Origin of the sequence: Caulobacter sp. KR2-114, assembly GCF_049446115.1 — a bacterium.
Lineage (GTDB): Bacteria > Pseudomonadota > Alphaproteobacteria > Caulobacterales > Caulobacteraceae > Acaudatibacter.
Map to the genome: position 1 here is coordinate 614,365 of NZ_JBMSEC010000003.1, position 13,932 is coordinate 628,296.

Below are 13,932 nucleotides of genomic sequence, written 5' to 3' on the forward strand. Positions count from 1 at the left end.
CTAGGCCAGGCGCGCTCACGTCAGATAGGCATGCACGATCGCCACCAGCTCTTCCGCCGCCTGCACCCGCGGATCATCGGGCGACGCGGAAGGATCCACCATGTGGTCGCGGATGTGGTCCTCGATGACCTCGGCGATGAAACCGTCCATCGCCCCGCGGCAGGCCGTGGCCTGCTGCAGCACGCGGGCGCACTCAAGATCGGCGTCCACGGCCCGCTCGATCGCCTCGACCTGCCCTCGAATACGCTTCAAGCGATTGAGAAGTTTGGCCTTTTCACGCGCGACATGGCTCATCCGATTTCCTCTTGTACCATAGTCCCCTAGGGTATATTCCCCGCCGCGTCCGATGGCGAGGGTTATCCTTCCCACGGACGCGGTCCGCGCGTCGGCCGACGCGGCGGACCAGACAATCAGTAGACGGAAGAAATGAGCGACCGACCTAGTCTTCCGCCGCCGGGACCCTGTCCCCGTGGCGGGTCACATCATGGTCTTCGGCGCCTGACCGGCGGCTGAGGCGCCTTCGCGCCATCGGTCGTCGCCAGCCTCGGAGGCCGCAGTCCAGAGGACTCGAACCCGAGGAGATGGCGATGGCCTTCCACGAGCGCATTCCTGCGGCATGCCTGGCCGCAAGCCTGGCGGCCCTGGCGGCCGCGACCGTCACGCCGGCGCGGGCGGCGGACGACGGCGACGCCTTCGCCCTGCACGCCCAGACCACCGTGGTCGGCCAGGCGCACCCCGCCTTCGACGCCGCCTACAGCGGCGCCAACAGTCTTCAGCCGGGCGCGGACGCGCGCGAGACCTGGGACGTGACCCTCTACGCCGGCGCACATCCCTGGAAGGGCGGCGAGATCTGGATCAATCCCGAGATCGACCAGGGCTTCGGCCTGTCCGACACCCTGGGCGTCGCGGGCTTTCCCAGCGGCGAGGCGTACAAGGTCGGCAAGTCTCACCCCTACGTGAGGCTGCAACGCCTGTTCCTGCGCCAGACCTTCGACCTGGGCGGCGACGCCCAGCCGGTCGACGCCGACCTCAACCAGTTCGCCGCCAGGCCCACCGCCAATCGGCTGGTGGTCACGCTCGGCAAGTTCGGCGTCACCGACGTGTTCGACACCAATCCCTACGCCCACGATCCCCGCCGTGACTTCCTGAACTGGTCGCTGATCGACACGGGGACCTTCGACTACGCCGCCGACGCCTGGGGCTATTCGGCCGGGGCGGCGGTGGAGCTGTACGAGGGCGACTGGACCGTGCGCGCCGGCGCGTTCGATCTGTCGGACGTCCCCAACAGCGCCAGGCTCGACCCGCACTTCGACCAGTACCAGGTCGACGGGGAGATCGAGCGCCGCTTCAGGCTGCATGGCCAGGACGGCGCGGTGGCGATCACCGGCTTCGTCAGCCACGGGCGCATGGGAAGCTTCAACGACGCCGTCGCCCTCGGCCAGGCCACCGGCCAGCCCGCCGACCTGGCGCTGGTGCGCAGGATGCGCAACCGGGCCGGAGTCAGCGCCAACCTGTCGCTTGGATTGTCGAAGGACATCGGCGTGTTCGTCCGCGCCGGGACGGCCGACGGCGACGTCGAGCCCTACGAGTTCGCCGACATCGACCGCACCTTTGCGGCAGGCGTGTCGGTGAAGGGCGGACGGTGGGGCCGCGCGGACGACACCGTCGGCCTCGCCGGCGTGGTCAACGGCATCAGCCGGGCGCACGAGCGCTACCTGGACGCCGGCGGCCTGGGCATCCTGGTGGGCGACGGGCGGCTGACGCATCCGGCGGCCGAAGCGATCTTCGAGGCCTACTACGACATCGCGGTGACGAAGATCGTGCATCTGTCCGTGGACGGACAGCTTGTCGACCACCCGGCCTACAACGCCGACCGCGGCCCCGCGCCAATCATCGCCGCCCGTTTCCACGCCCAGTTCTGAGTTCCCCAGTCACCGGAGGCCGGCCATGACCTTTCCTTCGCTGGACCGCCAGTCCCCCGCCCTCGCCGGACCTGAGGGACGCGCCCGCGTCTTGAACCTGGCCGACGTGATCGTCCTGATCCTGATCGCCGCCGCCGCGGTGCTGGTGGTGCACGGGGTGCAGCAGATGCAGCGCCCCCTGGCCGCTCTGAAGCTGTCGCCGGTGACGCTCGATCTGGCCCGCCTGCCCGGCTACGCCCTGCTGACCACCCTGCGCATGTTCGCCGCGATCCTCTGCTCGCTGCTGTTCACCTTCGTGGTCGGCTCGCTGGCGGCCAAGAGCCGCAAGGCGGCGCTGATCGTCGTGCCGGCGCTGGACATCCTGCAGTCGGTGCCGGTGCTGGGGTTCCTGACCTTCACCGTGAGCTTCTTCCTCAACCTGTTCCCGGGCCGCGAGATGGGCGCGGAGTGCGCGGCGATCTTCGCCGTGTTCACCGCCCAGGCCTGGAACATGGCGTTCAGCTTCTATCAGTCGCTGCGCACCCTGCCGGGCGACCTGGACGAGGCCTGCCGGCTGTTCGGCCTTTCGCCCTGGCGCAGGTTCCTGCGGCTGGAGCTGCCGTTCGCCATGCCCGGCCTGATCTGGAACACCATGATGTCGATGTCCGGCGGCTGGTTCTTCGTGGTGGCGTCGGAGGCGATCACCGTCGGCGACAAGACCGTCACCCTGCCCGGGATCGGCTCCTGGCTGGCCGTCGCCATCGATGCGCGCGACCTGAAGGCCGTGGCCTGGGCGGTGGGCGCCATGGCCGTGGTGATCCTGCTCTACGACCAGCTGCTGTTCCGGCCGATCATCGCCTGGGCCGACAAGTTCCGCTTCGAGCAGACGGCCTCCACCGAGGCGCCCCGGTCATGGGTCTATGACCTGATCCGCCGCACGCGCCTGACCCGGGTGCTGATGTCGCCGCTCGCCTGGCTGGGCGCAGCCGTCGCGGCCCTGGAGCCGCCGCGCCTGCCCCGCGCCCGGGTTCGGCTGGGCGCCCGCGCCGCCAAGGCGCTGGACGACGTCTGGGCGGTGGCGGTGGCGATCCTCACCGTCGGCGCCGCCCTGATCGCGGCGCGGATCCTGTCGAAGACCCTGTCGCTGCACGACGCCGGCGAGGCGCTGGCGCTGGGCGGCCTGACCCTGGTGCGGGTGCTGGTCCTGATCGCCGTGGCCAGCGTTATCTGGGTGCCGATCGGCGTCTGGATCGGGCTTCGGCCGGCCTGGGCCGAGCGCATCCAGCCCCTGGCGCAGTTCCTGGCGGCCTTCCCGGCCAATGTGCTGTTCCCCGCCGCGGTGGTGGTGATCACGGCCCTGAAGCTCAGCCCGGAATGGGCCCTGGCGCCGCTGATGGTGCTGGGCACCCAGTGGTACATCCTGTTCAACGTCATCGCCGGGGCCAGCGCCATCCCCTCGGACCTGCGCGAGGTGGGCGCCATGTTCCACATGCGCTCGTGGCAGTGGTGGCGTCAGCTCGCCCTGCCGGCGATCTTTCCCTACTACGTCACCGGCGCGATCACCGCTTCGGGCGGATCATGGAACGCCAGCATCGTCGCCGAGGCGGTGAGCTGGGGTCGGACCCACCTGGAAGCCCATGGCCTGGGGGCGTTCATCGCCAAGGCCACCACCGCCGGCGACCTGCCGCGCGTGGCCCTGGGCGTGGCGGTGATGTCGCTGTTCGTCATCGCCCTGAACCGCTCGCTCTGGCGGCCCCTCTACGGCCTGGCCGAGCGGCGGCTGCGCCTCGACTGACCCTTCCGATCCTCGCTCGCCACAGGAGGCGTCCATGCTGGAAACCCTGAACCGTCCGCTCGTCGAGGTGGCCAAGGTGCGCCACTACTACGGCAAGCCCGATCCCGGCCGCACGCCGGTGCTGGACGACGTCAACCTGACCCTGCGGGAAAACGAGATCGTCGGCCTGCTGGGCCGCTCCGGCTCGGGCAAGTCGACGCTGCTGCGCTCGATCGCCGGCCTGATCCGGCCCAGCGAGGGCCAGGTGGACTTTCCGCCCGACCCGGAAGGCGGTCCCGCCACCAGCGTCGCCATGGTGTTCCAGAGCTTCGCCCTGTTCCCCTGGCTGACCGTGGAGCAGAACGTCGAGCTGGGGCTGGAGGCGCAGCGCGTCCCGCCCGCCGAGCGCCGCCGCCGCGCGCTGGCGGCCATCGACCTGATCGGCCTGGACGGCTTCGAGAACGCCTATCCCAAGGAGCTCTCCGGCGGCATGCGCCAGCGCGTGGGCCTGGCCCGCGCCCTGGTGGTCAATCCGTCGATCCTGCTGATGGACGAGCCGTTCTCGGCCCTGGACGTGCTCACCGCGGAAACCCTGCGCACCGACCTGCTGGATCTGTGGGGCGAGGGACGCATGCCGATCAAGTCGATCCTGATCGTGACCCACAACATCGAGGAGGCGGTGCTGATGTGCGACCGCATCCTGGTGTTCTCCTCCAATCCGGGGCGGGTCGCAGCGGAGATTCGCGTTGACCTGCCACAGCCGCGCAATCGCCAGGCCCCGGCTTTCCGGGCAATGGTGGAGGACATCTATGCGCGCATGACCGTCCGCGTGGGGCCCAGCCCGGTCGGCGACGGACTGTTCCCCGGCATGGGCATCGGCATGGCCCTGCCGGAGGTTTCCACCAACACCCTGGCCGGCATGCTCGAGGCCATCGCCTCGCCGCACTTCAATGGCCGCGCCAGCCTGCGGGCCCTGGCCGACGAGGCGGTGCTGGAGGCGGACGAGCTGTTCCCCACGGCGGAGACGCTGCAACTGCTGCGCTTCGCCGAGCTCGATGGCGGGGACATCCGGCTGACCGCGTCCGGCCGCCGATACGTCGCCGCCGAGGTCGACGACCGCAAGCAGCTCTTCGCCCAGCATCTGATCGGCTACTGCCCCCTGGCCGGACACATCCGCAAGGTGCTGGAGGAGCGGCCCGGCAACAGCGCGCCGGCCCGGCGGTTCCGCGACGAACTTGAGGACCACATGTCCGACGACTACGCCGAGCAGACTCTGAAGACGGTGATCGACTGGGGCCGCTATGCCGAGGTGTTCGCCTACCACGAGGACACCGATCGCTTCTCGCTGGACGATCCCGGTTAGGCTTGCGGCGGAATCTGTCGCACACTGAGGGCCATGGGCGCCAGCGTGACCGAGATCGTGACCAATCTGGCGGCCGCCTGGGCGGCCGGCGGCCTGATCGGACTGGAACGCAGCCACAACGGGCGCGCGGCCGGCTTTCGCACCCTGTCCATTGTCTCCATCGCCGCCGCGGCCTCGATGGTGTTGACCTTCGAGCCGCAGCTCGTGCCCGCGGCCCTGCTGGGCCAGGCGCGGCTGGACCCCGGGCGCATCGCCCAGGGGGTGATGACCGGCGTCGGCTTCCTGGGCGCGGGGGTGATCTTCAAGGAGGGGGTGAGCGTCCAGGGCCTGACCACCGCGGCGGCGATCTGGGCCACCTCGGCGATCGGCCTGCTGATGGGCCTGGGCATGATCTGGCCGGGCGCCCTGGTGACGGGCGCGGTTCTGGCGACGCTGATCCTGTTCCGCTGGATCGAACACGTGATGCCCGAACGCACCTACGCCCTGCTGGTGCTGCGCTTCCATGCCGGCGTCGCCCCGTCGGAGGCGGCGCTGATCGAGGACCTGAGGCGGATCGATGTGACGTTGAGCGGCCTCAGCTACGCCCTGCGCCAGGACGGCGATGTGTACGAGGTGCGCGGCATGCTGCAGACCGGCGTCCGCCACGGCCTGTCAGGAGCGGCCGCGCACTTCCGCGACACACCGGGACTGGTGGAGTTCACGCTGGACCGCATCAGCAAGTGACCCCGTCGCCGGCGCCGGCCTGCATTGCTGGCGCGGCGTCAGTCTGGATTTCGCAACGCTTTCCCGGCATGGCGGAGGCATGAACCATCCCACCTTCGTGCTGACCCTGTCGTGCCCGGACTCCATCGGCATCGTCGCCGACGTGGCCAACGCCCTGGCCGACGCCGGCTGCAACATCGTCGAGAGCGCCCAGCATGGCGACGCCGGCAACGGCCGCTTCTTCATGCGCACCCTGCTGGAAAGCACGGGCGGCCTGGGGCTGCAGGACCTGGAGCGTCGCTTCGCCCCGCTGGCCGAGCGCCGGCGCATGCAGGCGCGCCTGTTCGACGCCCGCCGCAAGACGCCGACCGTGCTGATGGTCTCGCGCTTCGGCCACTGCCTGAACGACCTGCTGTTCCGCTGGCGCACCGGCGCCCTGCCGATCGAGGTCAAGGCGGTGGTGTCGAACCACGAGGACTTCCGCGACCTGACGCTCTCGTCGGGCGTGCCCTTCCACCATCTGCCCGTGACGGCTGACAACAAGGTCGCCCAGGAGGCGGCGCTGGAAGACATCCTGGCCCGCGAGGGCGTCGAACTGGTGGTTCTGGCCCGCTACATGCAGATCCTGTCGCCAGCCTTCTGCGCCCGCCGGCCCGGGCAGGTGATCAACATCCACCACTCGTTCCTACCCAGCTTCAAGGGCGCGCGGCCGTATCACCGGGCCTACGAGCGGGGGGTCAAGCTGATCGGCGCCACCGCCCACTACGTCACCGAGGATCTCGACGAAGGCCCCATCATCGAACAGGCTGTCGAGCGGGTCGGCCACCAGCTGTCGGTGGACGACTACATCGCTGTCGGCCGCGACGTGGAGGCGCTGGTGCTGGCCCGGGCGGTGAAGTGGCACGCCGAACACCGGGTGCTGCTCAACGGCGTGCGCGCGGTGGTGTTCCAGTAGCTCAGGCGACCGCGCGGTGGCGGTCGAGGCCGCCGAACGTGATCAGCTCGTGCGCCAGCTCGCTGTCGCCGCTGATGTTGCGGATGACGGTGTTCAGCACCTGCAGCAGCTCGACCTGCTGGCGGCGGCCGACCCCGGCGAGGGCGCGGCGATTGAAGTCGTCGATCAGCTGCGTGGCCTCCCGATAGAAGGCCTCCCCCTCGGGGGACAGGCACATCTGCACCTTTCGCCGGTCCCCGGCCGGGGTCGAACGCTCGACCAGCCCCTGCTCCACCAGCTGGTCCACCGCACGGGTCAGGGTGGTCCGGTCGATGGCCGTCAGCCGGGCGAGATCCTTCATCGTGCAGCCATTCAGACGCTGGATGACCGACAGGGTGCGAAGTCGGTTGATGTTGAGACCGACGTCAGCCAGGGCGGCGTCGAAGGCCATTTCCCGTTGCCGGGTCGCGTGGAACATCAGGTAGAACAGGTAGTCCGGAATCTTGTCCGCGATCGGCTTCAGGACCTCGGGAAGCTGCTCTTCGGATTCCATGGCCGCTCTCCCACGCTGCAGGACCGCCGGGCGAAACGCGACGGCGAGTTCCCTTTACAACTCCCGGGCCGGCATCGGGTGGCGCCGGGGCGCGCCGCCGTGAGGACCAGCAAGGTCGCTTTTACAAGCCCTGTTTCGCGACCCCGGACAAGACGCAAATGCAGCTGGTGCGCCCGGGACTTGTGCATTCGCACCAGTTGTGCACCGCACCCGTGCCCGGCGTCCAGAGGTTCTTCAGGCCGCGGCGCGGCGGGCCGGCCTTGCGGCGCCGCCGACCTCGAAGCCCTCGATCAGGCGGGCGAGCGTCATGGCCTCCTGGGCCAGGGCGTGGCTGGCCGCGGTGGACTCCTCGACCATGGCCGCGTTCTGCTGGGTCACCTGGTCCATCTGGTTGATGGCGGTGTTGACCTGGTTCAGACCCACAGCCTGTTCCTGCGTCGAGGCGGCGATCTCGATCACCAGCGCCGACAGCTGGCCCACATGGCCGACGATCCGCTCCAGCGCCTGGCCGGTCTGGCCCACCAGGTCCACCCCGGCGTCCACCTGGGCCGTCGAGGCCGAGATCAGGGTCTTGATCTCCTTGGCCGCCTCGGCCGAGCGCTGCGCCAGGGCGCGCACCTCGGAGGCCACCACCGCGAAGCCGCGGCCGGCGTCGCCCGCCCGGGCCGCCTCGACCCCGGCGTTCAGCGCCAGCAGGTTGGTCTGGAAGGCGATCTCGTCGATCACGCCGATGATCTGGCTGATCTGCTGCGCCGAGGCTTCGATGCCGCTCATCGCCTGCACCGCCTGGCGCACCACCACGCCCGACTGTTCGGCGTCCGCGCGCGCCGCGCCCACCGCGTCGCGCGCCGTCGCCGCGCCCTGCGCCGTCTTGCGCACCGTGGCGGTGATCTCGTCCAGCGCCGCCGCCGTCTCTTCCAGGCTGGCCGCCTGCTGTTCGGTGCGCCGCGACAGGTCGTCGGAGGCGTGGCTGATCTCGTCGGTGCCGGTGCGGATGCCCACCGTGTTGGCGGCGACCACCGTCATGGTCTCCTGCAGCTTGTCCATGGCGGCGTTGAAGTCGGCCCGCAGCTTTTCGTAGGCCGGGGCGAAGGCCTCGGTCAGGCGCCAGGTCAGCACCCCGCCGGAGAGCTTCTCCAGCCCGTCGGCCAGGGCGCCCACCACCAGAGCCTGCTCCTGCGCCACCCGCGTCCGCTCGGCCTCCGCGGCCCGGCGAGAGGCTTCCGCCGCCTCGCGCTGCTGCGCCGCCTCGGCCTCCAGCCGCAGCTTCTCGATCGCCGCGTCCTTGAAGGTCTGTACGGCCCCGGCCATCCGGCCCACCTCGTCGCGACGGCCCACCGCCGGGATCGCCACCGTGTGGTCCCCCGCCGCCAGGCGACCCATCGCTCCCGTCATCGCCGACACCGGCGAGGCGATGCCGCGCGACAGCAGCCAGCCGATCGCCGCTGACAGCAGCATGCAGGCCAGGCCGCCGCCGATCAGCACGATGCGCGTGGCCGCATAGGCGCGCGCCTCGTCCGCCGTCCGCGCGGCCACCAGGGCGTTCTCGTGCTTGAAGATGCCGGACATGATCTCCCGCGACTTCAGCACCCGACCGGCGGTGAGCAGGGTGGCCTGGGCCTGGGCGGCGGTGGCGGGGTCGGCGCGCAGCGCCATCTGGGTGTCCCACTCGCCCTTCACCTTGGCGGCCTCGGCCTGCAGCGCCTCGATCCGGGCCATCAGGTCGGCGTCGCCGGCGGCCTGGCCCTTCAGGCGGGCGATGGCCGCCTCGAAGTCGCGCTGGTAGGCGGCCAGCCGCGGCGGGAAGCTGGCGTCACCCGTGGCGACGTAGCCGCGCACGGTGGAAAGCTCGTTCACCTGGGCCATCAGGGCGTCGTTGGCGCTGGCCAGGGTCGCCGCCTGCTGGTCCTTGGCCGCCGCGGCGGCCTCGATGGCGCCGATGTTGGCCAGCACCGTGACGCTCATCGCCAGGACGATCGATACGACCGCCGCGAAGCCGAGCGTCAGCTTTCTCGAAATACTGATGTTATTCAGAACCATGTCGCCCAGAGTCTCTCCGCCGTCGGCGCCGCCGGCTTAAGAGAAGGCGTCAGGGCTCGACCGGGCTGACCTGGCCGACATACGCGTGGTCACTGATCCGAAGACACCAACTCCGCGGCCAGAGGCGCACCAAAGTCTCGCCCCTGATGTTTCAGTTCACGCTGAAGAATTGGTAAAATCCGGGAAGTCAGCCCCCGCGACCATCCACCACAAGCAACGCCCGGGCGGGCGCCGCATCGGCCCGCAAGACGGCGAATCCAGCTCGGGCGTCGAAGTACAGGCTGTCGCCGGCGGCCAGTTCCGTCGGCGCGTAGACGCCGCCGTGCACCCGCACCCGGCCCTCCAGCACCAGCAACCAGGCCTCGCCGCCAAGCTCCTGCAACGGCCCGTGTTCCTCGAGGCTGGAGGGCTGCACGTCGAGCATCACCGGGGTGAAGGCCTTGCCCAGCAAGTCGGCGGCCGGACGGCGCGCAGCATGCGGGCCGAAACGGGTGGCGTCGCCTTGTCCGCCGGGGGTCAGCGCGCGACGCCCCAGCACCGGCGGGCCGGCGTCAGCCTCCCGGGCGACGAGGCCGTGCAGGTCGACATCGAGGGCGCGGCACAGGCGAACCAGCTTGTCGTAGTTCAGCCGGCTCTGGCCCAGTTCCACCCGCGACAGGCTTGAGACCGGCACGCCGCACGCCTCGGCCAGCTGCTGCAGGGTCCAGCCCTTGGCCATACGAAGCTTGCGGATCGCCGCGCCGGTGACCGCCGGGGATGGGGACGCCATGAAAGCCTGACAACAAATGCCTGCGCCAAAACGACGCGCCTGAAATTTCGCGCGGACGCTAGGCCGATTTGCCCGGCCGGGAAAGGCAAACTCCGCCATCCACAGGTTGAGAATCCTCAACCTGGGGGCCTCAGATTCCGAAGCCGATCGAGGGTGTCAGGTGCCGTGGGCCTTGGACGAGGAATCCAGCGCGCCGGGGCGCCTGGGGGTCATGTCGTCCAGGTTCCAGTCGTCCGGATTGAACGGCCGGCTCGTCGGCTTCGGCGCCGGGTAGCCGCGCAGGTCATCCTGGCTGTTGATGATCGTCCCCCGCCCCTCGGCGACGTCGGCGACCAGAAGCACGTCGTCCATGTCCCGGTCCCAGGGCCGGGCGCCGACGTTGGCCTGGATATAGCGCTGCACCTCGGAGGCCGGCATCGGCGTCAGCCCCTCGGGCCACAGCGGCGGCTTGTCCGTCTCGAGGATCCTGGCGCCGCCGTTGGTGTAGCTGCCCAGCATCGGCAGCGGCCGGCCGATGCGGTCCACGGCGACGTTGTCCTTGCCGTAGTACTGCAGGTCGCCATAGCCGCCGATCTCCAGGAAGGCGAGCTGGTCCGGCGTCGACATGCCGGCGCGCAGCACATTGCCCACCGCCGCCATCTGCCCGACCTGATACGGGTGAGCGCCCCACTCCTCGGACATCAGGTTGTAGTGGATCGCCCGCTGGCCGGGGTCGAAGATCATGTTGTTGACGATCACCCCGCGCACCCCGCCCTTGAACAGCGGGTTCCGCTCGTAATTGTGCGCGTACAGATTGTTCACGATCAGGATGTCGCTGACGTTGTCGTGGATCAGCGAGCCCTTGGAATGCTCGATCTTGGTGTGGGTCGCGTACGACAGGCCGTGGGCGATGATGTCGTTCGAGAAGGTGATCCGGTGCGAGGCGTGCTGGCGCCACTCGTCCGGCGTCGCGCCGACGAACCGGCGGCTCGACATCGAGGCGTTCTCGTCGGTGGCCCAGGTCAGGGTGCAGTGGTCGATGATCACATCGTGCGCCTCGCCCTCGGTGGACATGGCGTCGACCTCCCAGCCGCTCTTCTTCGGCTTGCCGACATCGCCCACCCGCACCCGCACGTGCTGCACCACCACGTCGTGTGCGGCGATCTGGAAGCCGCCGCGGATGAAGGTGATGCCCGGCGAGGGCGCGGTCTGGCCGGCGATGGTCAGGAACGGCTCCTTGATGTGGATCTCGCGCGCGCCGAGATCGATCACCCCGCCCACCTCGAACACGATGATCCGCGGGCCCGGGGTGTTGACGGCCTCCAGGAAGGAGCCGGGGCCGTCCGGGTTCAGGGTGGTGACGCGGATGATCCTGCCCCCGCGCCCGCCAGGCGTGGTCGCCGCCCAGCCGAGGGCGCCGGGAAACGCCAGCTTCGGCGCCGCGGACGGTCCTTGAGTCGGCGACGTGACCGCTGCGGTCGCCGGTTTCGTCGCGGCGCCCGCCGGCGGCGCGGCGCTGACCATCGCCATGCCGCAAATCCCAGACAGGGCAAGGCCCAGCACGCTGCTGCGGACGGCGCTCATCGATGTTCTCCCTGATGTTCGAACCCGTCTGCGCGGGGTCGATTGAAAATGACACCGGTTTCCTATAAGCACAAGCCAAGCCCGCCAAGGGCGAAAAAGTAGCGTGTTCGGGAGGGTCATCCGCGTGACGTCACTGGCGGCGCCAGCCGCGACATATGCCGAGGCGAAGGATGTCGCCCGGCGGCTCGTGGAGGCGCGGCTGGCCGCGCGGCCCCTCGCCGGGATCCCCGGCCCCCTGCCCGACACCCTGGACCAGGCCTACCAGATCCAGGACGCCGCCATCGCCCTGTGGCCCGACGAGATCGCTGGCTGGAAGGTCGGCCGCGTTCCCGCCGCGCCGGGCGAGGAGGCCTCCAGCGAGCGCCTCGCCGGCCCGATCTTCCGCCGTCAGGTGCGCCAGGCGACCCCCGGTGAGACGCCGTTCCCGGTGCTGGTCGGCGGCTTCGCGGCCGTGGAGGCGGAGTTCGTCATCCGCCTGGGCGCCGACGCCCCGGCGGGCAAGGTGGACTGGAGCCTGGACGAGGCGGCGGCCCTGGTGGCCGCCTGGCACATCGGCGTCGAGACCGCCGGCAGCCCGATGGCCGAGATCAACGCCATCGGCGGCGTCGCCGTGGCCGGCGACTTCGGCAACAATGCCGGGGTGATCCTGGGACCCGAGGTCCCTGGCTGGCGGGAGCGGCCCCTGGACAGCATGGCTTGCGAAGTAACCATCGACGGGCGCCGCATCGGGACCGGCACGGCCGCCTCGATTCCGGGGGGTCCTCTGGAATCGCTGGTGTTCCTGCTGGGCCACTGCGCCGGGCGCGGCCTTCCCCTGAGGGCCGGGGCCCTGGTCGCGACCGGCGCGGCCACCGGCGTGCACGACATCGTCTCGGGGCAGTCGAGCGTGGTCAGCTTCGGCGCGCTGGGCGCCATCGCCTGCCGCGCCGAGCCGGCCAGACCCTTTGCCCTGGGGACCCTGGCCCCATGACCAGCACGACGGCCCAGGCCCAGCAGACGGCGCGGATGACCTCGGTGCGCTGGACGATCTGCGCCCTGCTGTTCCTGGCCATGGTCTGCAACTACATCGACCGGCAGATGCTGGGCTTCCTGAAGCCGACCCTGTCGCGGGAGTTCGGCTGGAGCGAGACCACCTACGCCGACTTCGTGTTCTGGTTCCAGGCGGCCTATGCAGTCAGCTACCTGCTGTTCGGCCGCATCGTCGACCGCGTCGGGGCAAAGCTGGGCTTCGCCGCGGCCTTCGTCATCTGGACCATCGGCCATGTCGGCCACGCCGCGGCGCGCAGCGTCGCCGGGTTCACCGCCGTGCGGATGATCCTGGGCGTCGGCGAGGGCGGCAGCTTTCCGGCGGGCGTGAAGGCGGCGACCGAGTGGTTCCCCAAGTCCGAGCGCGCCTTCGCCACGGGCCTGTTCAACGCCGGCACCAACATCGGCGCCATCGTCACCCCGCTGGTCGTGCCGCCGCTGGTAATGGGCATGGGCTGGCGGGGCGCCTTCGTCGTCACCGGGATCGGCACCTCGATCTGGCTGGTGCTGTGGCTGCTGCTCTATCGCCGACCCCGCGAGCACGCCGGCGTCAACGCTGCCGAGCTGGCGCACATCCAGTCCGATCCGCCCGACGCCACGCCCTCGACCCCCTGGTCCAAGGTGGTCGGCGTGCGCGAGACCTGGGCCTACGCCCTGGGCAAGTTCCTGATCGACCCGATCTGGTGGATGTATCTGTTCTGGCTGCCGGACTTCTTCGCCAAGCGCTACGGCCTGGATCTGAAGAGCTTCGGCCCACCGATCGTCGCGGTCTACGTGATGAGCGACGTGGGATCGATCGCCGGCGGTTGGGCGTCCTCGCGGCTGATCCGCCGCGGCTGGAGCCTGAACGCCGCGCGCAAGACGGTCATGCTGGTCTGCGCCCTGGCGGTCACGCCGATCGCCTTCGCCATGCACGCCGACAACCTGTGGCTGGCGGTCGGCATCGTCGGCCTCGCCACCGCCGCGCACCAGGGCTTCAGCGCCAACCTCTACACCCTGCCCGGCGACGTGTTTCCGCGTTCGGCGGTGGGGTCCGTGGTGGGCGTCGGCGGCATGGTCGGCGCGATCGGCGGCATGCTGATGGCCAAGTACGCCGGCTGGGTGCTGGAACGCCTGCACACCTATACGCCGATCTTCATCCTGGCCGCCGTGGCCTACATCCTGGCCCTGGCCGCGGTGCACCTGCTGTCGCCGAAGCTGGCGCCGGCGAAGCTTTGAGGGCGCCGTTCCCCACTCGCTCTGTCATCCCGGAATGGGCGCCAGCCCATATCCGGGACCGCCGGAAACGCTGACGGCAGCCCGTCGTG

12 protein-coding genes are annotated in these 13,932 nt (G+C 70.1%); 7 read left to right on the top strand and 5 right to left on the bottom strand.

What is annotated here, in order from left to right; all coding sequences use genetic code 11:
• Positions 1 to 15: 15 nt before the first annotated feature.
• Positions 16 to 294, bottom strand: coding sequence for a metal/formaldehyde-sensitive transcriptional repressor (locus ACO2Q3_RS15165; RefSeq protein ID WP_423307907.1), 279 nt, complete (start codon positions 292 to 294; stop codon positions 16 to 18).
• Positions 295 to 587: 293 nt separating this feature from the next.
• Here ACO2Q3_RS15165 and ACO2Q3_RS15170 point away from each other — a divergent pair, with 293 nt between their 5' ends.
• The 5 genes from ACO2Q3_RS15170 to purU all read left to right on the top strand — a co-directional run bounded on the left by ACO2Q3_RS15170 (position 588) and on the right by purU (position 6,695).
• Positions 588 to 1,922, top strand: a complete 1,335-nt coding sequence (locus tag ACO2Q3_RS15170; protein WP_423307909.1) for a carbohydrate porin — start codon at positions 588 to 590, stop codon at positions 1,920 to 1,922.
• 25 nt (positions 1,923 to 1,947) lie between these two features.
• Positions 1,948 to 3,696, top strand: coding sequence for an ABC transporter permease (locus ACO2Q3_RS15175; RefSeq protein ID WP_423307911.1), 1,749 nt, complete (start codon positions 1,948 to 1,950; stop codon positions 3,694 to 3,696).
• A gap of 34 nt (positions 3,697 to 3,730) precedes the next feature.
• The gene (locus ACO2Q3_RS15180; RefSeq protein ID WP_423307913.1) at positions 3,731 to 5,038 is read left to right on the top strand and encodes an AAA-associated domain-containing protein; all 1,308 of its coding nucleotides are present in this window, start codon (positions 3,731 to 3,733) and stop codon (positions 5,036 to 5,038) included.
• A 45-nt stretch (positions 5,039 to 5,083) separates the two neighbouring features.
• Positions 5,084 to 5,761, top strand: a complete 678-nt coding sequence (locus ACO2Q3_RS15185; protein ID WP_423307915.1) for an MgtC/SapB family protein — start codon at positions 5,084 to 5,086, stop codon at positions 5,759 to 5,761.
• 79 nt (positions 5,762 to 5,840) lie between these two features.
• On the top strand, positions 5,841 to 6,695 hold the full coding sequence (gene purU / locus ACO2Q3_RS15190) for a formyltetrahydrofolate deformylase (protein WP_423307917.1): 855 nt from the start codon (positions 5,841 to 5,843) through the stop codon (positions 6,693 to 6,695).
• Position 6,696: 1 nt separating this feature from the next.
• Here purU and ACO2Q3_RS15195 read toward each other — a convergent pair whose 3' ends face one another.
• The 4 genes from ACO2Q3_RS15195 to ACO2Q3_RS15210 all read right to left on the bottom strand — a co-directional run bounded on the left by ACO2Q3_RS15195 (position 6,697) and on the right by ACO2Q3_RS15210 (position 11,599).
• Entirely contained in the window at positions 6,697 to 7,227 is a 531-nt protein-coding gene (locus ACO2Q3_RS15195) for a MarR family winged helix-turn-helix transcriptional regulator (protein ID WP_423307919.1), read from the bottom strand.
• 234 nt (positions 7,228 to 7,461) lie between these two features.
• On the bottom strand, positions 7,462 to 9,267 hold the full coding sequence (locus tag ACO2Q3_RS15200; RefSeq protein WP_423307921.1) for a methyl-accepting chemotaxis protein: 1,806 nt from the start codon (positions 9,265 to 9,267) through the stop codon (positions 7,462 to 7,464).
• A gap of 187 nt (positions 9,268 to 9,454) precedes the next feature.
• Positions 9,455 to 10,036: a helix-turn-helix domain-containing protein gene (locus ACO2Q3_RS15205; protein WP_423307923.1), complete on the bottom strand. Its 582-nt coding sequence runs from the start codon at positions 10,034 to 10,036 to the stop codon at positions 9,455 to 9,457.
• 156 nt (positions 10,037 to 10,192) lie between these two features.
• Positions 10,193 to 11,599 (bottom strand): pectate lyase family protein, encoded by a 1,407-nt coding sequence (locus tag ACO2Q3_RS15210; protein ID WP_423307925.1) that lies wholly within the window; start codon positions 11,597 to 11,599, stop codon positions 10,193 to 10,195.
• A gap of 124 nt (positions 11,600 to 11,723) precedes the next feature.
• Between ACO2Q3_RS15210 and ACO2Q3_RS15215 the strand changes: the two genes are divergently transcribed.
• Positions 11,724 to 12,569, top strand: a complete 846-nt coding sequence (locus ACO2Q3_RS15215) for a 2-keto-4-pentenoate hydratase (protein WP_423307927.1) — start codon at positions 11,724 to 11,726, stop codon at positions 12,567 to 12,569.
• Positions 12,566 to 13,843 (top strand): MFS transporter, encoded by a 1,278-nt coding sequence (locus ACO2Q3_RS15220; RefSeq protein ID WP_423307929.1) that lies wholly within the window; start codon positions 12,566 to 12,568, stop codon positions 13,841 to 13,843. Before ACO2Q3_RS15215 ends, ACO2Q3_RS15220 begins: the two co-directional genes overlap by 4 nt.
• The last annotated feature ends 89 nt before the right edge of the window (positions 13,844 to 13,932 follow it).